The 24,191-nt window shown below is 72.7% G+C and carries 22 protein-coding genes; 7 read left to right on the plus strand and 15 right to left on the minus strand.

All coding sequences use genetic code 11. The features are described 5' to 3' along the window. Positions 1–19 precede the first annotated feature (19 nt). The 5 genes from DY218_RS11335 to DY218_RS11355 are packed head-to-tail and all read right to left on the minus strand — an operon-like array spanning position 20 to position 4,946. The gene (locus DY218_RS11335; protein WP_128555828.1) at positions 20–1,309 is read right to left on the minus strand and encodes an ABC transporter substrate-binding protein; all 1,290 of its coding nucleotides are present in this window, start codon (positions 1,307–1,309) and stop codon (positions 20–22) included. Beyond that, a complete protein-coding gene (locus DY218_RS11340) occupies positions 1,306–2,409 on the minus strand; it encodes a branched-chain amino acid ABC transporter permease (protein ID WP_233521532.1) in 1,104 nt (367 codons plus the stop codon). Before DY218_RS11340 ends, DY218_RS11335 begins: the two co-directional genes overlap by 4 nt. Positions 2,410–2,464: 55 nt before the next feature. Continuing rightward, on the minus strand, positions 2,465–3,355 hold the full coding sequence (locus DY218_RS11345) for a branched-chain amino acid ABC transporter permease (RefSeq protein ID WP_128555829.1): 891 nt from the start codon (positions 3,353–3,355) through the stop codon (positions 2,465–2,467). Then, positions 3,352–4,137: an ABC transporter ATP-binding protein gene (locus DY218_RS11350; RefSeq protein ID WP_128555830.1), complete on the minus strand. Its 786-nt coding sequence runs from the start codon at positions 4,135–4,137 to the stop codon at positions 3,352–3,354. Before DY218_RS11350 ends, DY218_RS11345 begins: the two co-directional genes overlap by 4 nt. Further along, positions 4,134–4,946, minus strand: coding sequence for an ABC transporter ATP-binding protein (locus DY218_RS11355; protein ID WP_128555831.1), 813 nt, complete (start codon positions 4,944–4,946; stop codon positions 4,134–4,136). The genes DY218_RS11350 and DY218_RS11355 overlap by 4 nt, the downstream gene beginning before the upstream one ends. 202 nt (positions 4,947–5,148) lie before the next feature. On the opposite strand from DY218_RS11355, the gene DY218_RS11360 reads away from it, so the two are divergent. Then, positions 5,149–6,363, plus strand: a complete 1,215-nt coding sequence (locus DY218_RS11360; RefSeq protein WP_128555832.1) for a PucR family transcriptional regulator — start codon at positions 5,149–5,151, stop codon at positions 6,361–6,363. Positions 6,364–6,650: 287 nt separating this feature from the next. On the opposite strand, the gene DY218_RS11365 is transcribed toward DY218_RS11360, so the two are convergent. The 3 genes from DY218_RS11365 to DY218_RS11375 all read right to left on the minus strand — a co-directional run bounded on the left by DY218_RS11365 (position 6,651) and on the right by DY218_RS11375 (position 9,988). Then, positions 6,651–7,772, minus strand: coding sequence for a glycerate kinase (locus DY218_RS11365; protein ID WP_407703604.1), 1,122 nt, complete (start codon positions 7,770–7,772; stop codon positions 6,651–6,653). 226 nt (positions 7,773–7,998) lie between these two features. Next, positions 7,999–8,469: a methylated-DNA--[protein]-cysteine S-methyltransferase gene (locus DY218_RS11370; RefSeq protein ID WP_128555834.1), complete on the minus strand. Its 471-nt coding sequence runs from the start codon at positions 8,467–8,469 to the stop codon at positions 7,999–8,001. Positions 8,470–8,509: 40 nt separating this feature from the next. Continuing rightward, entirely contained in the window at positions 8,510–9,988 is a 1,479-nt protein-coding gene (locus DY218_RS11375) for a DNA-3-methyladenine glycosylase 2 family protein (RefSeq protein ID WP_128555835.1), read from the minus strand. A 134-nt stretch (positions 9,989–10,122) separates the two neighbouring features. Here DY218_RS11375 and DY218_RS11380 point away from each other — a divergent pair, with 134 nt between their 5' ends. Then, on the plus strand, positions 10,123–10,851 hold the full coding sequence (locus DY218_RS11380; protein WP_233521516.1) for a helix-turn-helix domain-containing protein: 729 nt from the start codon (positions 10,123–10,125) through the stop codon (positions 10,849–10,851). A gap of 75 nt (positions 10,852–10,926) precedes the next feature. Here the strand turns inward: DY218_RS11380 and lpdA are convergent, their stop codons facing one another. Together lpdA and DY218_RS11390 are read right to left on the minus strand one after the other, a co-directional pair. Beyond that, entirely contained in the window at positions 10,927–12,333 is a 1,407-nt protein-coding gene (lpdA, locus tag DY218_RS11385; protein ID WP_128555836.1) for a dihydrolipoyl dehydrogenase, read from the minus strand. A 23-nt stretch (positions 12,334–12,356) separates the two neighbouring features. Then, positions 12,357–13,772: a phytoene desaturase family protein gene (locus DY218_RS11390; RefSeq protein WP_199566704.1), complete on the minus strand. Its 1,416-nt coding sequence runs from the start codon at positions 13,770–13,772 to the stop codon at positions 12,357–12,359. A gap of 95 nt (positions 13,773–13,867) precedes the next feature. On the opposite strand from DY218_RS11390, the gene DY218_RS11395 reads away from it, so the two are divergent. After that, positions 13,868–14,575: a hypothetical protein gene (locus tag DY218_RS11395; protein WP_147336135.1), complete on the plus strand. Its 708-nt coding sequence runs from the start codon at positions 13,868–13,870 to the stop codon at positions 14,573–14,575. On the opposite strand, the gene DY218_RS11400 is transcribed toward DY218_RS11395, so the two are convergent. The 3 genes from DY218_RS11400 to DY218_RS11410 form a co-directional block, all read right to left on the minus strand. Further along, positions 14,532–15,368: an inositol monophosphatase family protein gene (locus DY218_RS11400; RefSeq protein WP_128555839.1), complete on the minus strand. Its 837-nt coding sequence runs from the start codon at positions 15,366–15,368 to the stop codon at positions 14,532–14,534. The genes DY218_RS11395 and DY218_RS11400 overlap by 44 nt on opposite strands. 122 nt (positions 15,369–15,490) lie before the next feature. After that, positions 15,491–17,356, minus strand: a complete 1,866-nt coding sequence (locus DY218_RS11405; protein WP_128555840.1) for a gamma-glutamyltransferase family protein — start codon at positions 17,354–17,356, stop codon at positions 15,491–15,493. Between the two features lie 163 nt (positions 17,357–17,519). Next, positions 17,520–18,026 (minus strand): MarR family winged helix-turn-helix transcriptional regulator, encoded by a 507-nt coding sequence (locus DY218_RS11410; RefSeq protein ID WP_128555841.1) that lies wholly within the window; start codon positions 18,024–18,026, stop codon positions 17,520–17,522. Between the two features lie 196 nt (positions 18,027–18,222). Here DY218_RS11410 and DY218_RS11415 point away from each other — a divergent pair, with 196 nt between their 5' ends. Together DY218_RS11415 and DY218_RS11420 are read left to right on the plus strand one after the other, a co-directional pair. Continuing rightward, positions 18,223–18,813, plus strand: coding sequence for a malonic semialdehyde reductase (locus tag DY218_RS11415; RefSeq protein ID WP_128555842.1), 591 nt, complete (start codon positions 18,223–18,225; stop codon positions 18,811–18,813). Between the two features lie 29 nt (positions 18,814–18,842). Beyond that, positions 18,843–20,063, plus strand: a complete 1,221-nt coding sequence (locus DY218_RS11420) for an MFS transporter (RefSeq protein WP_128555843.1) — start codon at positions 18,843–18,845, stop codon at positions 20,061–20,063. 54 nt (positions 20,064–20,117) lie between these two features. On the opposite strand, the gene DY218_RS11425 is transcribed toward DY218_RS11420, so the two are convergent. Both DY218_RS11425 and DY218_RS11430 read right to left on the minus strand, forming a co-directional pair. Beyond that, positions 20,118–20,831, minus strand: coding sequence for a response regulator (locus tag DY218_RS11425; protein ID WP_128555844.1), 714 nt, complete (start codon positions 20,829–20,831; stop codon positions 20,118–20,120). Then, the gene (locus tag DY218_RS11430; RefSeq protein ID WP_128555845.1) at positions 20,828–22,009 is read right to left on the minus strand and encodes a sensor histidine kinase; all 1,182 of its coding nucleotides are present in this window, start codon (positions 22,007–22,009) and stop codon (positions 20,828–20,830) included. The genes DY218_RS11425 and DY218_RS11430 overlap by 4 nt, the downstream gene beginning before the upstream one ends. A 216-nt stretch (positions 22,010–22,225) precedes the next feature. On the opposite strand from DY218_RS11430, the gene DY218_RS11435 reads away from it, so the two are divergent. Together DY218_RS11435 and DY218_RS11440 are read left to right on the plus strand one after the other, a co-directional pair. Then, the gene (locus DY218_RS11435) at positions 22,226–23,260 is read left to right on the plus strand and encodes a carboxymuconolactone decarboxylase family protein (RefSeq protein WP_128555846.1); all 1,035 of its coding nucleotides are present in this window, start codon (positions 22,226–22,228) and stop codon (positions 23,258–23,260) included. Then, positions 23,257–24,111, plus strand: a complete 855-nt coding sequence (locus tag DY218_RS11440) for a class I SAM-dependent methyltransferase (protein WP_233521518.1) — start codon at positions 23,257–23,259, stop codon at positions 24,109–24,111. The genes DY218_RS11435 and DY218_RS11440 overlap by 4 nt, the downstream gene beginning before the upstream one ends. The last annotated feature ends 80 nt before the right edge of the window (positions 24,112–24,191 follow it).

A 24,191-nucleotide genomic window follows, 5' to 3' on the forward strand; every position in this document is an offset into this window, starting at 1 on the left:
CTGCACATTCTCCGTGGGATCAGTCCTCGCCGGGTGTGAAGTCCTTCGCCTCGGCCGCCGTGCCGGCCTCCCTGACCACCGACGAGCCGCCCTTCGCGCCCTTGTCCGGGCGGATGATCACGCTCTCGGTCGACGAGGGCGCCTGTGGGTCGGAGAAGTCCTGGGCGCCGAAGCCGGTGTCGTAGGAGTCCATCGTCAGGAGGGCCTTGCCGACGCCCTCGCGTGTGAGGTCCTTGGCCTTGCAGGCCCGCTTCAGGGCCTCGCCGAAGGTGGAGGCCGCCGTCCAGCCCGCGACCACGCCGTTGTCCAGCGCGTCCTTCGGATAGGCGGCCGCATAGTCCTTCGCCAGCTTGCTCGGGCCCTCGGCCTTGTCACCGATGGGCAGCGAGGGCGTGGAGACGTAATACATCTTCTCGAGCGCCGGGCCCGCCTGGGTGGCCAGGAGCTGCGGGGCGAACGCCGAGTTGTTGCCGATCACCGGGACCTTCAGGCCGCTCGCGGCCGCCACGCCCACCAGAGAGGCGGCCTGGCGCGGGCCGGCGCTGATCACCACGGCCTTGACTCCGGCCTTCTTCAGGGCGACGACCTGCGCCGACATGTCGTTGTCGGTCGGCTTGATCTTCTGCTCCACGACGGTCAGACCGGACTCCTTGGCCATGTGCCGGGAGCCGGCCAGGGCATTCTCGCCGTAGTCGCCCTCGAAGTAGACGTGCCCGATCCTGTCTCCCTTCTTCAGGCCCTTCTCCTTCAACAGGAAGTCGATCGCGTTGATCGTCTCCAGGTCGTACGTGGAGCCGAGGACCCGGACGTACGGGTTGCCGAGCAGATCCGCGGACCAGGCCTGCGGGATGACCAGGGCCTTGTCGGAGCGGATGCGGCCGTCCACCGAGGCGACGAACGGGGAGCCGATGAACTGGGCGAAGCCGAGCACCTTCGGCTCCAACTCGGTGTACGCGGCCACCGCCTTCTGCGGGTCGTAGCCGTGGTCGCGGACCGTGAGGGAGAGTTTGCGGCCGCAGATGCCGCCCGCGGCGTTGGTCTGCTTCACATACAGCTGCTGTGCCTGGGTGACGCTCTTGCCGAGGGTGGCGTAGACGCCGGTGCGGTCGGTGAGGGCGCCGAGCGGGATCTTCTTGTCGGTGACGCCGTCGCCGGTCTTCACTCCCCCGGCGCCCGCCTTGCCGCCGTCGTCGCCGTCGGTCGCCTTGGAGCTGCAGGCGGCCGCGCCGAGGGCGAGCAGCGTGGCGAGCGCGGTGGCCGCGGCCCGGGTGGAGCGCCTGGCCCGGTGGGTCCTGGTCTGCGCGTTCATCGTTCCTCCCCTGAGGGTCCTGGAGTTCCAGGTGTGGGCTTGTCGGGGTGCTTCGGGGGTGCGGTTCGGCGGGTGACCAGCCTGATCAGGCCGCCCGGCAAGAACAGGACGACCGCGACGACCGCGGCGCCGTACAGATAGCGGGCCGCCTCGCCCGGCGCGACGCCGCCGGTGCCCGATTCGGCGACCAGCGGCAGGGCGTCGCTGTAGCGCGTGAGCACCTGCGGCAGGAGCGAGACGAAGGCCGCGCCGACCACCGCCCCGGCGACCGAGCCGAGGCCGCCGATCACGATCATGGCGAGGTACTCGAGTGACAGGACCATGCCGAAGTAGTCGGGCACGGTCCGCTGGAAGACCAGGGCCAGCAGGACGCCCGCGAGGCCCGCGTACATCGAGGACAGGACGAAGGCCGCCGCCCGGTAGCGGGCGACCGGCACGCCCATCACACCGGCCGCGATGCGATGGTCGCGGATCACGTTCATCGCCCGGCCGGGCCGGCCGCGCAGCACTCCGCGGGCGAAGAGTGCGCAGCCGGCGAGCAGCACGAGTCCGGCGTACCAGAGCTTCTCGGCGGAGCCGAACGGGATGGCCGCGACGACCAGTTCGCTGTCGTCGAAGCGGAAGCCCAGGATGTTCAGGGGCGGCACGTCCCGGCCGTTGAAGCCGCCGGTCAGGTCGTGGGCGTTGAAGAGCACATGCTGGCCGATGAAGATCAGGGCGAGGGTGGCGATGCCGAGATAGGCGCCGCGCAGCCGGCCCGCGATGGGGCTGAAGAGCCCGCCGGCCAGACCCGCGAGGGCCACCGCGAGGACCGCGGCGACGGCGGTGGGCAGGCCCAGTCCGGTCAGCTCGTCGCCGCCGTCGCCGGCGAAGGCGCAGTATCCGTACGCCCCTACGGCCAGGAAGAAGGCGTGACCCATGGAGAGTTGGCCGGTGGAGCCGGTGAGCATGTTGATGCCGATCGCGCCGATCGCCGCGGCCATCGCGAACAGGCCCGCCTGCAGCCAGAACCGGTCGAGATAGAACGGCAGCGCGAGCAGCAGCACAGAGCCCGCGATCCAGAGGTACGTACGGGGGCGGGGTGGCCAGGCGGGGCGCAGGGCGGTCTTCGCCGGCGGTGCTCCCCTGCCCGCCACGACGGTCGTTCCTGGTGCGTCAGACACGGGCGAGCTCCTTCGTACCGAACAGTCCGGCCGGCCTGACGAGCAGGATCACGATCATCACCAGATACGGTGCGAGGTCGCCGAGGCCGCGGCCGAGGAAGGTCAGATCGCTCTGGTAGCCGGTGGCGAGTGACTCGGTGACGCCGACCGTGAGGCCGCCGACCAGGGCTCCGGTGGTGGAGTCGAGGCCGCCGAGAATCGCCGCGGGGAAGGCCTTCATCGCGGCGAGCGAGGTGGAGCGTTCGAGCCCCGGGGTCGGGAAGACGGTGAGGAACAGGGCGGCCACCGCCGCGAGTCCGCCCGCCACCGCCCAGGCGCCGAGGGACACACGGCCGAGCCGTACGCCCATCAGGGCGGCGGTCTCGGCGCTCTCCGCCGCGGCCCGCATCGCCACGCCCCACGAGGTGTGCCGGAAGACCAGCAGGAAGGCGGTGATGAGCAGGCCCGCAGCGATCAGTGCGGCCACCCGTGTCTCGGCGATGGTGACGGAGCCGATGGTGAGCACGGCGTCGCCCCAGGGGTCGCCGACGGCCAGCACATTGGTGCCGATGCGCCGGGTCAGCTCGGTGACCAGGAGGATGTCGACGCCGATGGTGACGATGGCGAGGACGCTGTGGTCGCGGCCGCGGTAGCGGCGCATCACCAGGAACTCGACGGCCGCACCGACAAGGGCGGCACCCGCGACTCCGGCGAGGAGCGCCGGCCAGAAGCCGATGTCGTCGTGCAGCACCGCGGTGACGTAGCCGCCGGCGAGCAGCAGGGACGCATGGGCGAAGTTGACGACCTCGGTGGCCTTGAAGATCACCACGAAGCCGAGGGCGATCAGGGCGTAGACGGAGCCGAGCGAGACGCCGTTCAGGAGCAGTTCGGCGAAGGTGGTCATGAGGGTTCCTCCGCGTCCTCGCCCAGGTAGGCGCGTACGACCGCCGGGTCGTTCTGTACGGCGGCGGGGGTGCCGTCGGCGATGCGGCGGCCGAAGTCGAGGACGGTGACGGTGTCCGCGAGGCGCATCACGACGCCCATGTCGTGTTCCACCAGGACGATCGAGATGCCGAGGCTGTCGCGGACGCCGGCGATGACGGCCGCGGTGCGGCGCCGTTCGTCGGCGGTCATGCCGGCCACCGGTTCGTCGAGCAGCAGCAGGCTGGGTTCCATGCACAGGGCGCGGGCCAGTTCGGCGAGCTTCTGCGCGCCGTACGGCAGGGAGCCCGCGGGGCGGTCGAGTGCGTCGCCCAGGCCGACGAACTGGGCTATCTCACGGACTCGTTCGCGGTGCCGGCGCTCCTCCCGGAGGGCGGACGGCAGGCGCAGGCCCGCGGCGACGAAGCCGGTACGGGTCAGGCGGTGCCGGCCGAGCAGCAGGCTGTCGGCGACGGTGGCGGTGGGCGGCAGGGCGAGGTTCTGGAAGGTGCGGGCGACTCCGAGTGCGGCGATCCGGTGCGGGGGCAGTCCGGTGAGCTCTTCGTCGCCGAGGCGGACGCTGCCGGAGGCGGCGCGGTAGACGCCGGAGAGGACGTTGAAGCAGGTGGACTTGCCCGCGCCGTTGGGTCCGATCACGGCGTGCACGGTGCCGGGCGCGACACGGAAGTCCACCGCGTCCAGGGCGGTGAGACCGGCGAAGCGCACGGTGAGGCCGGTGACCTCGAGGGCCGGTACGGCGGTCATCGGCTGTCCTCCCAGCGGCTGAGCACGGGGTGGGCGGCCGTGGCGCGGGAGGCGTCGTCGGCTGCGGTCTCGTCGACCACGCCGAGGTAGCGGCGGCGCACTTCGTCGGAGGCGGCCAGTTCGGCGGCGGGGCCGGAGAGGGTCACCTCGCCGACTTCGAGGACGTAGGCATGGGTGGCGAGGCGGAGTGCGAGGGCCGCGTTCTGCTCGACCAGGAGCACCGAGGTGCCCTGGCCGTTGATCTCGCGGATGGTGTCGCCGATACGGGCGGCCATCAGCGGGGCGAGGCCGAGCGAGGGCTCGTCGAGCAGCAGCAGGCGTGGGGAGGCCATCAGGGCGCGGCCCACGGCGAGCATCTGCTGCTCGCCGCCGGAGAGCAGTCCGGCCTGCTGCCGGGCGCGTTCGGCGAGCACGGGGAACAGTTCGTGGACGCGGCGCAGGGCGGCGGCCTTCGCGGTGCGCGGACCGCGTGCGCCGAGGGCGCCGGCCCGCAGGTTGTCCTCCACGGTCATCCGGGCGAACACCTGGCGGCCCTCCGGCACTTGGGACACTCCGGCGGCGACGACCCGGTCGGCGCCCCGGCCGTCCAGGGGCCGGCCGTCGAGGGTCACGCTCCCGCCGGTCATGGCTCCGCCATGGAACGACAGGGTCCGCGAAATGGCCCGCAGCAGTGTGGACTTGCCCGCTCCGTTGCCGCCGAGGACGGTCACGACGGCTCCGTCGGGCACGTCGATCGACACGTCGCGCAGTGCGCTCACGGGTCCGTATCCGGCGACGAGATCTCGTACGGCGAGTGCGGCACCCCCCATGGCTCCCCTTCCCTGGATCGCCCGGCCGCCCTGCGCGGCCCGGTCGGTGGCGCACAGCCCAGCACCGACCGGTCGGTACGTCTACGTGCCCCTGGCTAATCGCTGCCGGTGACCAGTGGGGGTGGCGCGGCATTGTGCACGAGCACAACATCCCTTGTCAGGGGCCTGCCGGGGTGCCGTCCGCGATGGCATGCTCCGGCCCATGGGTGGGCGCAGGCCCCGGACGGGGCACGACTGGAAACTCCTTGCAGAGGCCTGCGGCGGTCTGCTCGAAGGACTGCCGGACCTGGTCGACGAGTACCTGCGGCGGCTTGCGGCGCATTCGCCGACGTACGCCCGGGTGATCCCGCACGACCAGCACTGGCAGGAGGCGCAGGAGGCGATGCGCATCGGGATCGAGGCGATCCGGGCGCCGCGGGCCTCGCCGCGCCGGGATCTGGAGCACGCCGAGCAGCTCGGCCGGCGGCGTGCGCAACAGGGGCTGCCGCTCGACCTGCTGGTGCACGCCTATCGGCAGGCGGGTCAACTGGTCTGGGAGCGGCTCGTGGAGGAGTCCTCGAGCCGGCGGCCGGAGCGGCTCGCGGTCCTGATGCTGTCGGCGACGATGGTGTGGCGGGCGGTCGACGAACAGGCCGACACCGTCTCGGAGGCGTATCGGAGTACGGAGTTGGAGCTGCGCCGGCGGACCGACGAGCGGTTGAAGGCGCTGCTCGACGCGCTCCTGGACGGCGACCGCTCGCCCGGCCTCACCTCCCGTGCGGCGGCCGGGCTCGATCTGCCCGAGCAGGGGCGGTACGCGGTGGTGGCGCTGCGGGTCGAACGGCGTGACGGGCGGGAGCCGTTCCATCGGCTCGTGCAGGGCTCGGGGGTGCGGTGTGTGTGGCGGATGCGTGCGGACTACGAGTTGGGGGTGGCGTCGCTCGCCGCGGACACCGGCCTCGATGCGCTGGCCGAGCTCCTCGGCAGTGCGGCACCCGGGCCCGGCGGGGTCTCGCCCGTGGTGGCGGGGCTCGCGGAGCTGGGGCGGGCGCGGCGGCTCGCGGAGCTTGCGCTGCGTACGTGTCCGCCGGACGCGAGCGGGATCGTGCGGCTTGACCGGCGGATGCCGGCCGCGCTCGTGGTCAGTCAGCCGGACCTGGCGGAGCTGCTCGTGTCCGATGTCTTCGCGGCGCTGCTCGCGCTGGATCCGGCGGATCGGGCGGTGCTGCTCGAGACGCTCGATGCGTGGCTCGCCTGTGAGGGGTCGGCGGGGCGGGCGGCGGGGCGTCTCTACTGTCACCGGAACACGGTCTTCAACCGCCTGCGGCGCTTGGAGCAACTCACGTCCCGCTCTCTGTCCCGCCCTCGCGACCTCACGGAAATAGCCCTCGCACTGGACGCGCACCGCCTGACGTCCAGCCCGTCCGGCACGACGTAGCCCGTCCGGCACCACCCAGCCTGTCCGGCGTTTGAGGACATTTTTCAGCCCGTCCGGCGTTTGAGGACGAGGCCGCCAGGCCTACGCCTGGAACCGCAACGGCCCTGAACGGGCCTTGTCCTCAAACGCCGGACAGGCTGGAAATGCATCGGCCTGGCGGCCTCGTCCTCAAACGCCGGACGGGCTGGATGGTGCCTGACCGGCTGGATGATGCCCGCCCGGCGACGTGGTGGCCGGTCAGCTACGTCGTCGCCGACCTGCGGCGGTCATGCAATAGAAGACCCCGGTCAGGACACGTAGTCCTCCGCGATCCGCGCGGCGAGGCTCTCCAGGATCGGCCCCGCATCGGAGATGCACCGCTGGACATCCGGCTCGATGTCCGTGAGGGCATACGCACGGCGAATCCCCGCCGCCCCCAACGCCTCCGCCGGCAGCGCAAGCCGTCCGCACACCGCGATGACCTCGACGCCCGCCGCCCGCGCCGCCGCCGCGACCCCAGCCGGCGCCTTCCCGTGCAGGGTCTGCTCGTCGAGGGAGCCCTCGCCCGTGATCACCAGCGTGGCCCGCTCCAGGGCCGGCGCGAAGCCCAGGACGTCGAGCATCACCTCGATCCCGGGACGGAAGCTCGCGTTCAGGCCCACCAGGGCGCCGTACCCGATGCCACCCGCAGCGCCCGCCCCGGGCGCCTTCGCATGGGTCGCCGCCTGCGGCCCGACCGCCTTCTCCAGGACCGTCGCGAAGTGCGCGAGCGCCGCGTCCAGCGTCTCGACGTCCTCCGGGCTCGCCCCCTTCTGCGGCCCGTAGACCGCGGGCGCGCCCTTCGGGCCCGTCAACGGATTGTCCACATCGCTGGCGAGGACGAGGTCGACGTCCGCGAACCGCGGGTCGAGTCCGGACAGGTCTGCGGTCACCAGGTCGCGCAGCGGCCCGCCGCCTGGCGCCACCGGCTCAGCGTCCGCATCCAGGAACCGTGCCCCGAGCGCGGCCAGCATCCCGGCCCCGCCGTCGGTCGTGGCACTGCCGCCGACGCCGAAGACGATGGTCCGCGCACCCGCGTCGAGCGCGGCGCGCAACAGCTCGCCCGAGCCGTACGTGGTCGCGGTGAGCGGGGCGAACACCCCGTCCGGCAGCAGCTGCAGGCCGGAGGCCTCGGCCATCTCGACCACCGCGGTGTCGCCGCGCAGCGCGTACGCGGCGGTCACCTCGGCCCCCACCGGACCGGTCACCCGCACCTCACGGCGCTCGAACCCGCCCGCGACCGCCGCGGCGACCGTGCCGTCACCGCCGTCGGCGACGGGCAGCGCCTCGACGCTCAGCTCCGGCACGACGCGGCGCAGACCGGCCGTGACATGCTCGGCGACGGCCACGGCCGTGAGCGATCCCTTGAACTTGTCCGCGGCAATCAGCACACGGTCCCTGCCGTGAGCCGTCGTGCTTGCGGCATTTACTGCGTCCGCCACCTTGGTACCCCTTGCTTCTTGGGCCTCGCTCGCGGCAAGGCCGTCGCGCCGCTGCGACCTTAACCGGCCCGGAGGGCTCCTGCCCATGCCCGGCCTCGCGACCACCGGCGGAGGAGGGTGTCCAAATCGGCCGATGGCGGGCGATGCCGGGCGCGATCCGACCGGAAATGATCGATCATCCCGCCTCGAAGTCGAGCAGCCGCTGCTTACGGGCGAGCCCGCCCCCGTATCCCGTCAGGCTGCCGTCGGCCCCCACGACGCGATGGCAGGGCACGATGATGCCGATCGGGTTCTTGCCGTTGGCCAGACCCACCGCACGGGCCGCCGCGGGTGCGCCGATGGACTCGGCGAGCTCGCCGTAGCTGCGGCGTTCGCCGTACGGGATGCGGCGCAGCTCGGCCCAGACGGTGCGCTGGAAGTCGGTGCCGAGCAGGCTGAGCGGCAGGTCGAAGTCGGTGCGCTCGCCCGCGAAGTAGGCGTGCAGTTGGCGCGTCGCCTCCTCGAAGCCGGAGGGGTCCCGGTCGCCGAAGGTCTCCTCGGGCGGGCGGTGTCGCTGCTCGGTCATGTAGAGACCGGACAGGACGCCGTCGGTGGCGACGAGGGTGAGCGGGCCGTAGGGGCTGTCGATCACGGTGTGGGTACGCATCGGTGCTTCCTCACATTCACAGTGCGCGGGGCCGTCGCGGTCACGACGGCAGATGGTTGATCGGGTGGTCGTCGACGGTCCAGAGGTACTGGACGGCGTACGCACGCCACGGGCGCCAGGCGGCCGCACGTGCGGTGAAGGCGGCCGGGGTGGACGGCAGGCCGAGGCTCTCGGCCGCCCGCCGGACGCCCAGGTCGGTGGGCAGGAACGCGTCCGGGTCGCCGAGCGCACGCATCGCGATGACCTCGACGGTCCACGGGCCGAAGCCGGGCAGTTCGGTCAGCCGGGCCCGGGCCTCGGCCCAGTCGCCCTCGACGCCCAGCCGGAGCGAGCCGTCGGCGAGCCGGCCGACCAGGGTGGTGAGCGTCGTACGGCGGCTGTGTGGCAGCGCGAGTGATGCCGGGTCCAGGGCGGCGAGCGCGGCCGGTGACGGGAAGAGGTGGGTGAGACCGCCCTCGGGGTCGTCGATCGCTTCGCCGTGCGCGGTGACAAGGCGGGCCGCGTGGGTACGGGCCGCGGCCGTGGAGACCTGCTGGCCGAGCACGGCGCGGACCGCGAACTCCGCCTCGTCCACCGTGCGCGGCACCCGGCGCCCCGGCCCCTTGTCCACGAGCGGCGCGAGCAGCGGGTCCGTACGCAGCTGGTCGTCGACGGCGACGGGATCGGCGTCCAGGTCGAGGAGCCGGCGGCAGCGCGCGATGGCCACGGCGAGATCGCGCTGGTCGGTGAGCGAGAGCCGGCATCTGATGTGTCCTTCGGCCGGGGCGAGGGCGACCACTCCGTGGCCGTGCGGCAGTCGGAGGGTGCGCCGGTAGGCGCCGTCGCGCCACTCCTCCACGCCCGGCACAGCCGTCGCGGCGAGGTGGCCGAAGAGGTTGCCGGGGTTGAGCGGCGCCCGGTACGGCAGCCGCAGGGCGAGGACTCCCGGGGTCGCGTCCGCGGACTTCGGCGGGCGCCCTCCGGCCCGCGCGCGCAGTTCTCCCGGCGTGAGTGCGTAGACCTCTCGTACGGTGTCGTTGAACGTACGGACGGAGGCGAAGCCGGCCGCGAACGCGACGTCCGCGAGCGGCAGTCGGGTGGTCTCGACGAGCAGCCGCGCGGTCCGGGCGCGCTGGGCGCGGGCCAGGGCGAGCGGGCCTGCGCCGAGTTCGGCGAGGAGTTGGCGTTCGATCTGCCGGGTGCTGTAGCCGAGGCGGTCCGCAAGTCCGGTGACGCCCTCCCGGTCGACGATTCCGTCGCCGATCAGACGCATCGCGCGGGCGACGGCGTCGGCCCGGTGGTTCCACTGCGGGGATCCGGGGGTGGTGTCGGGGCGGCAGCGTTTGCAGGCGCGGAAGCCGGCCTGCTGACAGGCTGCCGCGCTCGGGAAGAAGCGCATGTTGCGCGGTTTCGGGGGCACGACGGGACAGCTGGGCCGGCAGTAGATGCCGGTGGTCACGACGGCTGTGTAGAACCAGCCGTCGAACCGCGCGTCCTTCGCCTGGACGGCCCGTACGCAGCTCTCGGTGTCGGTGTGCATGGGTCAAGCTTCACCGATGGTCAGGGCATCGGCTGGCGGAAATCCGACATCATCGTGGGACCGTACCGGCCACGCATGTGCGACCCGGCGGGCAGCGGCGGACAATGGGTGCGGCAATCGGCGAAGGAGCGGCGATGACGGACGGTACCGATCCGCAGGGCATGTCCGATGCACGGGGCGTTGCCGATCCGCGGGCCAAGGCCGAGGGCGACGCCTCCGCGGGGAGCGATCTGGGCCGCAGAGTGGCCGCGCTGCGCAGTGACCACGGGCTGACCGTGGACGAACTGGCGGAGCGGGTGGGCTCGTCGCCGGAGTACATCCACTATGTGGAGAACCATCCCGCCGCCCCCGGCATCGGTTTCGTCACCCGGGTCGCCGATGCGCTGGGCAGCTCGCCGGCCGAACTGGCCGGGGCGGATCTCGACCAGCCGCCGGGCCGCGCGCCCGCGGCCCGCGACGCCGATCTGGTACGGCTGTCCGAACACGACTGCCGGGATCTGGTGGGCTCGCACGGCATCGGCCGGATCGGCCGCACCGACAGGGACGGGCTCCCGGTGGTGGTGCCGGTCAACTATGTGGTCACACCGGACGGGCATCCGGCGTTCCGTACGGCGGCGGGGACCGTCGTCGCCGGGGCGGCGGGCGAGACGGTGGCGTTCGAGGTGGACCGGATCGACGAGGTGACACGCACCGGCTGGAGTGTGCTCTTCGTCGGCGAGGCGCGTGAGGTGTACGGGCCGGCCGAGCAACAGCGCCTGGACGCGCATTCACCCAACTCGCCCTGGGCTGGCGGTCCGCGCGAGCAGTGGGTGGTGCTGACACCGAAGCGGGTCACCGGACGCCTGATCCACCGGCCGGCCTGAACTCACCGGCCGGTGGAGGGCGTTGCCCGCGCCGTGGTCGATCGTGGCGCGGGCGGGCGGCGTGCTGCGTTCGCGTCACATATTGATCATGTGGCCGGCGAGTCCGTGCACCGCTTCCTTGACCGCCTCACCGAGCGTGGGGTGCGCGTGCACATTCCGGCCGACCTCGTGCACGGTCAGGTCCCACTGCTGAGCCAGCGTCAACTCCGGGAGAAGTTCGGTGACTTCGGGACCGATGAGGTGGGCGCCGAGCAGTTCGCCGTACTTCTTGTCGCTGATCACCTTGACGAAGCCGACCGGCTCGCCGAGGCCGTGCGCCTTGCCGTTCGCGGTGAACGGGAACTTGGCCACCTGGACGTCGAAGCCGGCCTCGCGGGCCTGCGCCTCGGTGTATCCGAAGCTGGCGACCTGCGGCTGGCAGTAGGTCGCCCGCGGAATCATCCGGAAGTCGACCTCCATCGTCTCCGCGTCCGCGATGGTCTCCGCCGCGATCACGGCCATCGCCTCGGCCGCGTGCGCGAGCATCAGCTTGGCGGTCACGTCGCCGATGGCGTAGATGTGCGGGACGCTGGTGCGGCCCCGGCCGTCGATGTCGATCGCGCCGCGCTCGGTCAGGCGTACGCCGGTCGCCTCCAGGCCGTAGCCCTCGACGCGGGGCGCGAAGCCGATGGCCTGCAGCACCTTGTCGGTCTCCAGGACCTCCTGGGTGTCGCCCTTGGTGACGGTGACCTTGACGGGCTTCGACGGGTCCGAGTCGTCGATCGCGTCGACCCGGGTCGAGGTGAGCACCTTGATGCCCAACTTGCGGTAGTGCTTGGCGAGTTCCTTGGACACATCGGCGTCCTCGGTGGGCACCATGCGGTCCAGGAACTCCACGACGGTGACGTCCACGCCGTAGTTGTGCAGCACATAGGCGAACTCGGCGCCGATCGCGCCGGCGCCCGCGATGACGATGCTGCCGGGCAGTTCCTGGTCGAGGATCTGCTCCTCGTACGTGACGACCCGGTCGCTGAGGCTCGTGCCGGGCAGCAGCCTGGTGGTGGCACCGGTGGCGATGATGCAGTGGTCGAAGGTCACCGTGCGGGTCCCGCCGTCGGCAAGGGACACCTGCAGGGTGTGGTCGTCGGTGAAGGTGCCGCGGCCGTCGTATTCGGTGATCTTGTTCTTGCGCATCAGGTAGTGGACGCCGGCCACCCGGCCGTCGGCGACCTCACGGCTGCGCTTGAAGGCGGCTCCGTAGTCGACCGTGACCTGGCCCTCGGTCCGGATGCCGAACTTCTCCGCCTGCCGGGTCACGATGTGCGCGAGCTCCGCGTTGCGCAGCAGGGCCTTGGACGGGATGCAGCCGACGTTCAGACACACGCCGCCCCAGTACTTCTCCTCGATCACGGCGACCTTGCGGCCGAGTTGTGCGCTGCGGACCGCCGCGGTGTAACCGCCCGGACCCGCACCCAGTACCACGACTTCGTAATGCTCACTCATGGCCCCACTGTTGCACGATCCGGTCAGGAGGTGCTGCGCAGGTGACGCCAGACGGCCTTGGCCGCGTTGTGCCCCGGCATGCCGTGCACGCCCGGGCCCGGTGGGGTCGCGGACGAGCAGAGGAAGACCGCGGGATGCCGGGTGTTGTACGGCCTGAGCGAGAGCTTGGGGCGCAGCAGGAGCTGGAGACCGGAGGCGGCGCCGCAGGCGATGTCGCCGCCCACGTAGTTGGCGTTGCGCCGGGCGAGTTCGGGTGGGCCCGCGGTGGCGCGGGCCAGGACGCGGTCGCGGAAGCCGGGTGCGAAACGCTCCAGTTGGCCCTCGATGGCGTCGGTCAGATCGCCGGTCCAGCTGTTCGGCACGTGGCCGTACGCCCAGAAGACGTGCTTGCCCTCCGGGGCCCTCGACGGGTCGGCGAGGGTGGGCTGCACGGTGATCAGGAACGGGCTGTCGGGGGCCTGGTCCGTGCGGGAGGCCTGGTGCAGGGCGCGGGCGATCGCCCGGCTCGAGGCACCGACCTGGACCGTGCCGGCGCGGCGTGCCTCCTGGGCGGCCCACGGAACCGGTCCGTCCAGGGCGTAGTCGATCTTGAAGACGCCCGCGCCGTACCGGTAGTGGTCGTAGGCGCCGCCGAGGCCGGCGATCCGGGCGAGTGCGGTGGGTGAGGTGTCGAAGACGTAGGCGCGGGCGGGCGGCAGGTCGTCCAGGCGCTTGACCTCGTAGTCGGTGTGCACCGCGGCGCCGAGATCCTTGAGGTACCCGGCGAGGGCGTCCGAGATCGACTGGGAGCCGCCGCGGGCGACCGGCCAGCCGTTGGCGTGCGCGGCCAGGGCGAAGACGAGGCCGACTGCGCTGGTGGCGATGCCGCCGAGCGGGGCCATCACATGCGCGACGAGTCCCGCGAACAGGGCGCGCGCTCGGTCGTCGCGGAATCGCTCGCGCAGGAGCCAGCTGGAGGGCTGGAGTCCGGTCAGGCCGAAGCGGGCCAGGGTGACCGGGTCCCTGGGCAGGGCGCTCAGCGGCAGCGACATGAAGTCGCGGGCCAGGCTGTCCCATTTGCCGAGGAAGGGTGCGACCAGCCTGCGGTACGCGCCCGCGTCGCGCGGCCCGAAGGACAGGGCCGTCTCGGCGACCGACCGGGACAGGACGGCCGCGGTCCCGTCCGGGAAGGGATGCGCCATGGGCAGCGGTGCGTGCAGCCACTCGAGGCCGTACCTGTCGAGGGGCAGTTCGCGGAAGGCGGGTGAGCCGATGCCGAGCGGATGCGCCGCGGAACAGGGGTCGTGGCGGAAGCCGGGGAGAGTGAGCTCCTCGGTACGGGCGCCGCCTCCGATGGTGTCCTTGGCCTCGTACACGGCGACCGAGTGGCCGCGGCGGGCCAGCTCGACGGCCGCGGTCAGGCCGTTCGGCCCCGCCCCCACGACGACGGCATCAAGCATCGACGGCACCTTCGGACTCCTTTGTCTGCCGATGGCCACTGGCGCCCAGGATAGGCCCGGGCCCGGACGGGCCCTGCGGCGGTAGGGTCCGGATGATGCTGCACCGATTCCGCCGCCGCACGCCCGGGGAGCGCCCGGGGGCTGCGGGTGCCGGCCCTCCGGCCCCGGCCGACACCCTGGACTGGTTCGAGACTGATTCGGCCGGCGCCGTCCTGCGGCAGGCCTCGTTCGCCACGGACCTGGATCCGCCTGCCCGTGCCCGCGAGCACGGGCCCCGACAGGCGGGGACGCACGGTGCGGCCACGGTGGCCGCCTCCCGCGCCGAACTCACGGCGCTGTGTGAGGATTTCGGGCCGCTGGGGGTGCGTCTGTACCGGGCCGTGTACGGGGTGCCGCTGGTGTCGACCGCGCAGGTCACGACCGTGGGACCCGTCGGGAACCGGCAGCCGGCCTCGGCCGAAGTCCCCGTCACCGCCGAGGAGTTCGAGCGCGCCTGGTCGATCGCGCGCAGGGACCGGCACTTCGCGCCCTGCGACCGCGGACCGCTGCCGGACGGCGCCCGCCTGACCGGCACCGTGGTGGCCGCACCCTGGGGCATCGGCGTCACCGGACTCTTCGTCGAACTCCCGCTGCCCGTGCCAGGGTTCGTGGACATGGGGCATCTGGGCGCCGCGGAGAACTGGCCCGCCATCGGCACTGCCGCCGAGTTCGAGGTCCTCGCCGTACGGTTCGACGCCGAGCGCCGGGCCCGGCCTCAGGTCAGGCTCCGGCCGACAGGAGGCCGAGGATCCGGTCGAGGGTGACCTCGTCGCGGGCCGCGGAGAACGGCAGGACGTTCCCGCCGGCCAGGCGGAACGGCTCGCCGCCGAGGGTGCGCTGCGCACCGCCCGCCTCGGCGACCAGGAGGAGTCCGGCGGCGTGGTCCCAGGCGTTCTCCCAGGAGAAGGCGATGGCGTCCAGTTCGCCCCTGGCTATCGCCAGGTACTCCAGGCCCGCTGAGCCGCACGGCCTGGGGTCCACGCCCGGAACCTGCAGGCCGAGCAGGGCGCGCTTCTGGTCGTCCGTGGTGAAGTCCGGGTGGGAGGTGGCGACTTCGAGGGCCCCGCCTTCGGCCGGGGAGCCGGAGCGGAGCCTTTCGCCGTTCAGCCGGGCGCCGCCGCCGCGGATGGCGACGGCCATCTCGTCGAGGGCGGGGGCGTACGTCCAGGACGCGAGCAGCTCGCCGCGCAGGGCGAGGGCGACCAGGGTGCAGAAGCCCGGGTCGCCGTGCACGAACTGACGCGTGCCGTCGACCGGGTCCACGATCCACACCGGTGCCTCTCCGCCGAGCGCCCCGTATATCGACGGGTCGGCGTGCACCGCCTCCTCGCCGACCACCACCGAACCGGGCAGCAGTCGGCCGAGCGACTCCGTCAGGTGCTCCTCGGCACGCCGGTCGGCGACCGTCACCAGGTCGTGCGGTCCGTGCTTCTCCACGATCTCGTGTGCGGCCAGCTGCCGGAATCGGGGCACGATCTCGGCCGCGGCCGCCTTGCGGACCGCCTCCTCCACCTCGGTCAGGCCGTCCGCCAGGAAGACCTCAAGCTCTTCGATCATGTGCCCCATCAGAACACGCGCCACTGACAACGCCGACCGCGCCCGGTGCACGAGCGGTGACTCCTGGGTGAATACCGGGGGCCGGCACCCCCGGCGATCATGTGGCGCCGGGACGTGCCGATTCAGCGGCCCACCGCGTATCCCTGCATCCCCCGTGGGTTGGCGGCCGCCGAGAGGATCCCCGTCCTCGGGTCGCGGGCGACCGCGCACAGCCGTCCCTCGGACCACGGCCCGCCCACCGTGACGTGGTGCCCCCTGGCACGCAGACCGTCGATGACGTCCGCGCCGATCCGGTCCTCCACGGTGACGCTGCCTGGACGCATGCCCCGCGGGAAGAAGGAGCTGGTGAAGGAGTCGTTGTGCCAGTGCGGTGCGTCGATCGCGCCCTGCAGGTCGAGCGTGCCGCGGACCTGCTCGCGCAGCGCCACTCCGAGGAAGAAGTGCAGTTGCCACTGGTCCTGCTGGTCACCGCCCGGCGTACCGAAGGCGAGCACGGGCACGCCGTCGCAGAGCGCGAGGGACGGCGTCAGGGTGGTACGGGGCCGGCGCCCGGGGGTGAGGGACGCGGGCAGGCCCGGCTCGAGCCAGGTCATCTGCAGTCGCGTGCCCAGCGGGAAGCCGAGCTCGGGGACGACGGGGTTGGACTGCAGCCAGCCACCGCTCGGGGTGGCGGCGACCATGTTGCCCCAGCGGTCGACGACGTCGAGATGGCAGGTGTCGCCACGAGTGCGGCCGTCGCGCGCGACGGTGGGCTCGCCCACGCCGGGTTGCGGGGTGCCCATGGCGTATCCGTCGGCGATGCCGGCCGTCGCGGCCGCGCACAGGCGCGGGGCGCGGCCGTCCGGGCTGCCCGGGCGCAGTTCGTACGAGGCGCGCTCGCCGATCAGGGTGCGCCGGGCGGCGCTGTACTCGGGCGACAGGAGCGCGGCGAGCGGTACGTCCGTGGCGTCGCCGTACCAGGCCTCGCGGTCGGCCATGGCGAGCTTGCAGCCTTCGATGAGCAGATGCACATATTCCGTCGAACCGGGGGCGGGCAGTTCGTCGGGGCCGGGCAGCAGCGCCAACTGCTGCAGCAGAGAGGGGCCTTGACTCCAGGGGCCCGCCTTGCAGAGGGTCCAGCCGTTCCAGTCGTACGTGGCCGGGGCCTCGTAGTGGGCGTGGAAGGCCGCCAGATCGGCGTGGGTGAGCGTGCCGACGTGGGCCGAGCCGCTGGTGTCGAGGGTGGGACGGCCGGACTGGCGTATGAGCGCGTCGGCGATGAAGCCCTCGCGCCAGATGCGGCGGGCGGCCTCGATCTCGCGGACGCGGCGGGAGCGCGCACCGCCCGCGGATCCGGCGGCGCCGACTCCGCCCTTCGCTTCCGCATCCGCATCGGACTGCGCCTCGGCTTCGGCCTCCGTGACGAGCCGCCGCCAGGTCGCGGCGAGCGCGGGATTGCGAAACAGGTCTCCCGCGCGCGGGGGCCGCCCGTCCGGCAGGTACACCGCGGCGGACGTCGGCCACTCCTTCTCGAAGAGTTCGCGTACGGCGGTCACCGCGGCGCCCACGTTCTCCACCGGAGGGTGCCCGTCCGCGGCGTATCCGATGGCGTACTTGAGGACCTCGGCGAGCGATCTGGTGCCGTGGTCGCGGAGCAGCACCATCCAGGCGTCGAAGGCCCCCGGCACGGCGGCCGCCAACGGGCCGGTCCCAGGGACCGCGTCGAGTCCGAGGGACCGGTAGTGCGCGATGCTCGCGCCGGCCGGCGCCGGACCCTGCCCGCACAGCACCTGCACCGCGCCACCGGCGGGTGCCAGGAGGATCGGCACCTCGCCCGCCGGGCCGTTGAGATGCGGTTCGACCACATGCAGCACGAAGCCCGCGGCCACCGCCGCGTCGTAGGCGTTTCCGTCCTCCTCGAGGACTGCCATCGCGGACTGGGACGCCAGCCAGTGCGTCGTCGAGACCATTCCGAAGGTGCCTTGCAGTGTGGGCCGGGTCGTGAACATGCAGCCAGTCACCTCGTCAGTCGCGTGGATCGGCGTCGCTCGCGTCGATCGCCGCCCGGCAAGCTCTCGTGGATCGCCGCCCGGCAGGCTCTCGCGTGGATCGCCGCCCGGCAGGCTATCGACCCGCACAGGCCGCGCCCCAGGTGTGGGAGCGGCGGAGTCCTCAGGCCAGCGAGGTGTCGCCCTGCGCCTCCAGGAGCTTGCGCAGGGTCGCGCCGGCCTGCTCGCATTCGTCGCGGTCCAACGCCTCGCAGATCCGGGCGTAGTTGACCAGATGGTCCGCGATGAGGTCGTCGGCCAGCTGGAGGCCGCGGTCCGTGAGGCTGATGCGGACGGTGCGCCGGTCGGCCGTGTCGCGGATCCGCTCGACCAGGCCCTTGGCCTCCATCCGGTCGATGCGGTTGGTGATGGCGCCCGAGGTGACCATGGACGCCTTGAGGAAGGCACCCGCGGTCAGGGCGTACGGCGGGCCCGAGCGGCGCAGGGTGAACAGCACGTCCACCTCGGCCTGCTCGAGACCGCGCTCGGCGGCGAAGGCCTTGATCTCCTTGGTGAGGATCTGCCCCATCCGCTGCACACGGCTGAGCAGCTGCAACGGCCACATTCCGTCGGCCAGTTCGGGCCGCTGCTCCGCCCACTGACCGACCATCACGTCCACCACGTCACTCATCCCGCGCTCCCTCGGCTCTCTCTCGACACTCCCCGACGCGAACCTTCTCGAGGGGCATCTTCTCAACGCAATTCTTCTCAACGTAATTTTTCTCAACAGGCTTCTTCTCAACGTTAAGACACTTGACGTTGAACCACCCGAGCTGTTTTTATCTCAACGTTGAGATTATCAAGACTGAGCGAATCGGAGCTTCCGCATGTCCCTCCTGCTGCCGCCGGACGCCCAGGACCTCCTCTTCCGCGAGGCCCGCACCGCCAACACCTTCACCGACGAGCCCGTCTCCGACGCCCAACTCCGTGCCGTCCACGACCTCGTGAAGTACGGGCCCACCGCCTTCAACCTCGCACCCCTGCGCACCGTCCTGGTCCGCTCCACCGAGGCCCGCGCCCGGCTCGTCCCGCACATGGATCCGGGCAACGACACCAAGACCGCGGCGGCACCCCTCGTCGCGATCCTCGCCACCGACTGCGAGTTCCACGAGGAAACCTCCCGCCTCTTCCCGCACGCACCCGGAGTGCGGGACGCCTACTTCGCGGAGCGGCCGGTGCGCGAGGACTCCGCCCGGTTCAACGGCGCCCTGCAGTGCGCGTACTTCATCGTCGGCCTGCGGGCGGCCGGCCTCGCGGCAGGCCCCATGACCGGATTCGACCACGAGGGCGTACGCAAGGAGTTCCTCGACGGCGACCACCTTCCGCTGATGGTCGTCAACATCGGCCGGCCCGGCCCCGAAGCCTGGCACCCGCGCCTTCCGCGCCTGCCGTACGACGAGGTCGTCACCACCGTCTGACCCGAGACCGCCCCGCCCGGAGGACCGCCATGCCCGCCACCGCATCGTCGCCCGCCCGCACCGCCGCCCCGGCGCCGCCCGCCGCCGTGCCCGCGCTCTGGCTCGCCCTGCTCGCCACGCCCACGGCCGTCGGGGCCAACGCCCCCACGCTGATCCTGCCCGCCATGGGAAGCGACCTCGGGGTGTCCACGGCCACCGTCACCTGGCTGGTGACCACCTTCGCCTGGGGCATGGCCGTGGGCACCCCGCTGATGGCAGGCTTCCTGCGGCTGCGCGGCGCGGCCGCAACTCTCAGGTGGAGCACGGCACTCGTCCTGGCCGGGACACTGACCGCGAGTCTGTCGCCGTGGCTGCCGCTGCTGCTTGCCGGCCGTGCGGCGCAGGCCTTCGGCGGCGCCGGGCTGATCGCGGTGGCCATGAACCTGGCCGCCGGCGCGCCCCGCCGCATGGGCGTCATCAGCTCCGGCTTCGGCGTACTCGGCGCCTGCGGCCCACTGGCCGGGCAACTGCTCGCCTCCGAGGTGTCATGGCGGCTGTCGCTCGCCCTGTCCGCCCTGTCCCTGCTCGCCGTGCCCGCGGTGCACCGATACGTCCGCGGCGCACCGCGACCCGCGGGTGAGACCTTCGACGGACGCGGCGCCGCCCTGCTGCTCGCCTTCGCCTCCGCGCTCGTACTCCTGCCGATGGCGCCGCTGCCCGCGATCGCGGCCGCCCTGCCGTCCGCCGCCCTGCTCGCCCGCCATCTGCGCCACCGGCCCGACGGATTCCTGCCGGCCGTCCTGGTGCGCAGCCGTGCCTTCCTGACCGCGGCGGGTGTCGCACTGACCCTGTCCACCTCGTACTTCACGCTGCTCTTCGCGGTGCCCCGGCTGATGCAGGACCGGTCCGCCTGGTCGACGGGCGCCGTCGGCACCGGTCAGCTGGTCGCGCTCCTGACCGGTGCGGCCCTGTCCTGGCTGCTCGCGGCCGCCTCCCCACGCCTGGGCCGGCCCGCGGTGTACGCCACGCTGCTCGGACTCGGCGCCCTGGCCGCCACCGCGGCCGCCACGGCTTCGGCCCCCGCGCTGCTCCTGGGCGCCGCGGCCCTCGCCGTACTGGCCGCCACGGGCAGCAACGCGATCCTCTCCGGCTATGCGGCCGGCACCGCACCCGCCGCCCAACGGCCCGCCGCCATCGGCGTGTTCGTCCTCTTCTACCAGCTCGGCGGCGCGCTCGGCCCGGCCGCGGCGGCCCTGCTCGTACCGGCGTGAACGCCGAACGGCCACGCCGGCCGCGGACGGTCACGCCGACCGCCGCCGGTCACGTCAGCCACCGACGCCCCCGCCCTCCGCGGTACCGGCCGCACCCGTCCGCGGCTCCGCCGACCGCACCGTGACCAGGCCCGACTCATAGGCGTGGACGACCAGTTGGGCGCGGTCCCGAGCGCCGAGCTTGGTCATGGCCCGGCTGATGTGCGTCTTCGCCGTGAAGGGGCTGATCACCATGTGCGCGGCGATCTCCTCATTGCTCAGACCACGGGCAGCGAGCGCCGTGACCTCGCGTTCGCGGCGGGTGAGCTCCTCGAGCCCGGATGCGGTGATCCGGTCCGGCGGGCGGGCGACGAACTCGCCGATGAGGCGGCGGGTGACCGAGGGGGACAGCAGTGCGTCGCCGGCCGCGACGACCCCCACGGCCTGCAGCAGGTCGGCCGGCTCGGTGTCCTTCAGGAGGAACCCGCTGGCGCCGGCCCGCAGCGCGTCGAACACATAGCTGTCCAGGCCGTAGTTGGTGAGGATGACGACCCGTACGCCGGCAAGGTCGGGATCGGCGACGATCCGACGGGTCGCCTCGATCCCCGTCATGACCGGCATCTGTACGTCGATCAGCGCGATGTCGGGGCGGCTCTCACGCACCAGGGCCACGCCCTGCAGGCCGTCGGCGGCCTCCCCGACCACCTCGATACCCTCCTCGGCGTCGAGCAGCGCTCGGAAGCCGGCCCGCATCAGGGCCTGGTCGTCGACGAGCGCGACGCGGATCATACGGTCCTCCCCACGACCGGACCCGAGACGGGCGAATCCCCGGACTCCCCCTCCGCACCCGCCCCGGGCAGCCGGGCAAGAACCGAGAAGCCCCCGCTCGGCCGCGGCCCCGCCTCCAGCGTGCCGCCGAGCTCCGTGACCCGCTCCCGCATCCCGGTCAGACCGGTCCCGGGCACGAACGGCCGCTCGGGCGCGCCACGCCCGTCGTCCTCGACCCGTACGGTGAGCCCGTCCTCGGTGTGATCGATCACCACGGCGACCTCGGCGGGCGCCGCATGCCGGGCCGCGTTGGTCAGCGCCTCCTGGACGATGCGATAGACGGCGAGCCCGGTCTCCGGAGGCAGTGCGGGCTCCGGACCCGACACCGTGAGTTCCACCGCCAGACCGGACGACCGGGCCCGCTCCACCAGATCCTTGACCTGTCCGGGCGACGGCTGTTCGCGCAACACGTCGAGCGTGGACCGCAGTTCACGCATCGCCTCGCCGCTCGCCTCCTGGATCGCGAGCAGCGCGGGCGGCACCTCGTCACCGCGCTTGCGCGCCAGATGCACGGCAACTCCCGCCTGCAGCTTGACGATCGAGATGCTGTGCGTCAGCGAGTCGTGCAACTCCCGTGCGATACGCAGCCGTTCCTCACCGGCCCGGCGCCGCGCCGCCTCCTCGCGGGTCCGCTCCGCCTCCAGGGCCCGCTGCTCGGTCTGCCGCAGATACGCCTGCCAGTTCTTGTCCGCCACGCCCGTGACCACCGCACACAGGAACCACCCCGCGAGCAGCAGCGTCCGCCCGGAGTCACCACCGGAGATCGCGGTCGCCGCCAGGAAACCCGCGGCCGCGACCGCCCCGAACGCACGGTGCCCGGCCCGCGCGGCGACATGCACGGCACTCACCACGGGCAGCGCCGCCACGGCTCCCGCCGAGGAGTGCAGCACATAGCCGCCCAGGCAGACCGTCGTCACCGCCAGAACACCCCGCGGCGCCAGTCCGTAAGCGGCCAGCGCGCCGGAACCGGCCACCACGAGCACGATGTCGAGCGCGTCGGGCCGGGAGGCGGCGGCAAGCACGAGTGCCGCGACCGCTCCCGCGACCACCCCCGGCAACACGGCCTTCACCAGCCGCGCACGGAACCGCCCTCGTCCCGACCCGCCAGCGTCTCCCGGCCCACTCCGCACACCCCGCATCCCGGCAGCCTAGGGTCCGCACAGCGGCCCGCACCTCCCCCGCGGGGACGGCTTCCCGACTACTTCCCGTGCAGTAGTCGCGGTCCGCTCCGGCATCCCCCGCAGCAGCACCGATCGGCTCCTGACGTACGACGACCCGGAGCGGTCCGGCGGGACAGCATCACCGGTGTCGCCGCGGCTCGCGGCGCGTTCCGAACGAGCACCGGGGAGTTCACCGTGTCAGGATCGTTCCGCTTCACTGCACCCACCCCGCCGAAACACGCCACCGGCCGGTCCGCCGAGGTGTACCGGCAGCTCGCCGACGACTTCGGCACCGACCGCGCCGCCACGTTCACCGTACTGTCCGCCTCGCCCGAACTGCTCGCCTCCGCCTGGGCGTTGGTGCGTGAATCCCTGCTCGCCGGCCCGGGGACCCGCACCGGAAGGGAGGTCGCCGCCCTCGGTGTCTCGCTTGCGAACCGCTGCCGCTTCTGCATCGACGCGCACACCATGTTCCTGCACGCCACGGGCGACGCCGACCTGGGCGAGACCATCGCGGCCGGGGGCGTGCCCGGCGACCCCGAGTACGCCCGTCTGCTCGCCTGGGCCAAGGCGAGCCGCGCCCCGGCAGCCGCCGGGAGAACCGAACTCCCCTTCCCCGCGGACCAGTCACCGGGCTACGTCGGCACGGCCCTCGCCTTCCACTTCATCAACAGGATCGCCTCCGCTCTACTCACCGAGAGCGTGCTGCCGTGCGACCTGCAGCGGCTCCGGGCGGTGCGGAGCGCGGCCGGCCGATCCTTCCGCCGTGCGGTACGTGCCGAACTCGCCCCGGGCGAGAGCCTCGTGCTGCTCCCCGAGGGTGAGCGCGCCGTGCCGCAGTGGGCCGGCGACTCGCCCGTCGGTCCCGCGTACGCGGCACTGCGTTCGGTGGCCCTGATGGGCGCAGCGTTCCTCGACGAGGACGAGCAGGCACGGGCGCGCGAGATGCTCTCCGCCTGGGACGGCGCACATCCCCCTGCGTACTGGCCGGAGTTGCCCGGCCGCGACCGTCCGGCGCTCCGCCTCGTGCTGCTCGCCGCGATCGCCCCGTACCGCATCGAGCAGGAGGACGTCGACGCCTGGCGGACACCGCAGCACACCGACCACTGCCTGGTCCACCTCGTCGCGTACGGCGCCTGCCTCGCGGTCGAGCGCGCCGAGGCCGCCCTGACCGCAACCACCGCACGCATGCACACCGTGCGCCCGACCGCCGCCCAGGAGGCACAGTGACCACCCGTACAGCACAGGCCAACTCCGCCCAGTCCGCGGTCTGGAACGGCCCGGTCGGCCGCCACTGGGCCGAGCACCACGCCCGGTACGACGCGATGCTGGCCGGCGCGAACGACGCCCTGTTCCAGGCCGCGGCCGTCACCGACGGCGACCGGGTCCTGGACATCGGCTGCGGTGCCGGCGCCACCACGCGCGAGGCGGCCCGCCGCACCCCGAACGGGCATGCGGTCGGCGTCGACATCTCGGCTCCCCTCCTCGCCCGTGCCCGCACGGCCACCGACGAGGCGAGCATGCGGAACGTGTCGTACGAGCTCGCCGACGCGCAGACGCACCCGTTCCCCAAGGCCCGCTACGACGTGGCGGTGAGCCGGGGCGGGGTGATGTTCTTCGCCGACCACCGGGCCGCGTTCGGCAATGTGGCGCACGGGCTCCGACCGGGCGGACGGCTCGCGTTCATCTGCCCGCAGACGCCCGGTCCGGACAGTGCGGAGGCGCGGGTGATGTCCCTCTTCCAGAGCCTGCTGCACGACGCGACGGGTCCCTCGGATCCCACGCGGGGCGAGGACGCGGCGGACGCACGTGCCGCGATGGCGTCACTGTCCGACCCCGCGGCCGTACGCGGCGCACTCGCCGACTACGCCTCCGTGCGCATCACCGGAGTCCGCATCGTGAGCCACTGGGGCAAGGACCCCGCCGCGGCCGTCGACTTCCTCCTGTCCCAGGGCCCCGGGCATGCGGTCCCCCAGGCGGCCCGAGCCCGCCTCGCCCGGCCCTTCGAGCCGTATACGACCCCGGACGGCGTCCGCATCCCGGCCTCGGTGTGGCTGGTCACGGCGGTACGGCCGCACTAGCCCTGACCAGGGGAGATCCGGCGGGCGCGGGATGCCTCACCGTGCCTGCCGATCAGGTGCCGGAACGGCCTCGCGCGGGA

The sequence above is a fragment of the Streptomyces triticagri genome (assembly GCF_003429565.1).
GTDB lineage: Bacteria > Actinomycetota > Actinomycetes > Streptomycetales > Streptomycetaceae > Streptomyces > Streptomyces triticagri.

Coding starts and splice junctions, on each gene's coding strand:
- DY218_RS11370 (WP_128555834.1), bottom strand. CDS start 8,469: ATGCGTACCCACACCGTGATCGACAGCCCCTACGGCCCGCTCACCCTC.
- DY218_RS11395 (WP_147336135.1), top strand. CDS start 13,868: ATGCTGCACCGATTCCGCCGCCGCACGCCCGGGGAGCGCCCGGGGGCT.
- DY218_RS11335 (WP_128555828.1), bottom strand. CDS start 1,309: ATGAACGCGCAGACCAGGACCCACCGGGCCAGGCGCTCCACCCGGGCC.
- DY218_RS11430 (WP_128555845.1), bottom strand. CDS start 22,009: ATGCGGGGTGTGCGGAGTGGGCCGGGAGACGCTGGCGGGTCGGGACGA.
- DY218_RS11415 (WP_128555842.1), top strand. CDS start 18,223: ATGTCCCTCCTGCTGCCGCCGGACGCCCAGGACCTCCTCTTCCGCGAG.
- lpdA (WP_128555836.1), bottom strand. CDS start 12,333: ATGAGTGAGCATTACGAAGTCGTGGTACTGGGTGCGGGTCCGGGCGGT.
- DY218_RS11425 (WP_128555844.1), bottom strand. CDS start 20,831: ATGATCCGCGTCGCGCTCGTCGACGACCAGGCCCTGATGCGGGCCGGC.
- DY218_RS11390 (WP_199566704.1), bottom strand. CDS start 13,772: ATGCTTGATGCCGTCGTCGTGGGGGCGGGGCCGAACGGCCTGACCGCG.
- DY218_RS11350 (WP_128555830.1), bottom strand. CDS start 4,137: ATGACCGCCGTACCGGCCCTCGAGGTCACCGGCCTCACCGTGCGCTTC.
- DY218_RS11355 (WP_128555831.1), bottom strand. CDS start 4,946: ATGGGGGGTGCCGCACTCGCCGTACGAGATCTCGTCGCCGGATACGGA.
- DY218_RS11380 (WP_233521516.1), top strand. CDS start 10,123: ATGACGGACGGTACCGATCCGCAGGGCATGTCCGATGCACGGGGCGTT.
- DY218_RS11400 (WP_128555839.1), bottom strand. CDS start 15,368: ATGATCGAAGAGCTTGAGGTCTTCCTGGCGGACGGCCTGACCGAGGTG.
- DY218_RS11345 (WP_128555829.1), bottom strand. CDS start 3,355: ATGACCACCTTCGCCGAACTGCTCCTGAACGGCGTCTCGCTCGGCTCC.
- DY218_RS11360 (WP_128555832.1), top strand. CDS start 5,149: ATGGGTGGGCGCAGGCCCCGGACGGGGCACGACTGGAAACTCCTTGCA.
- DY218_RS11375 (WP_128555835.1), bottom strand. CDS start 9,988: ATGCACACCGACACCGAGAGCTGCGTACGGGCCGTCCAGGCGAAGGAC.
- DY218_RS11420 (WP_128555843.1), top strand. CDS start 18,843: ATGCCCGCCACCGCATCGTCGCCCGCCCGCACCGCCGCCCCGGCGCCG.
- DY218_RS11410 (WP_128555841.1), bottom strand. CDS start 18,026: ATGAGTGACGTGGTGGACGTGATGGTCGGTCAGTGGGCGGAGCAGCGG.
- DY218_RS11405 (WP_128555840.1), bottom strand. CDS start 17,356: ATGTTCACGACCCGGCCCACACTGCAAGGCACCTTCGGAATGGTCTCG.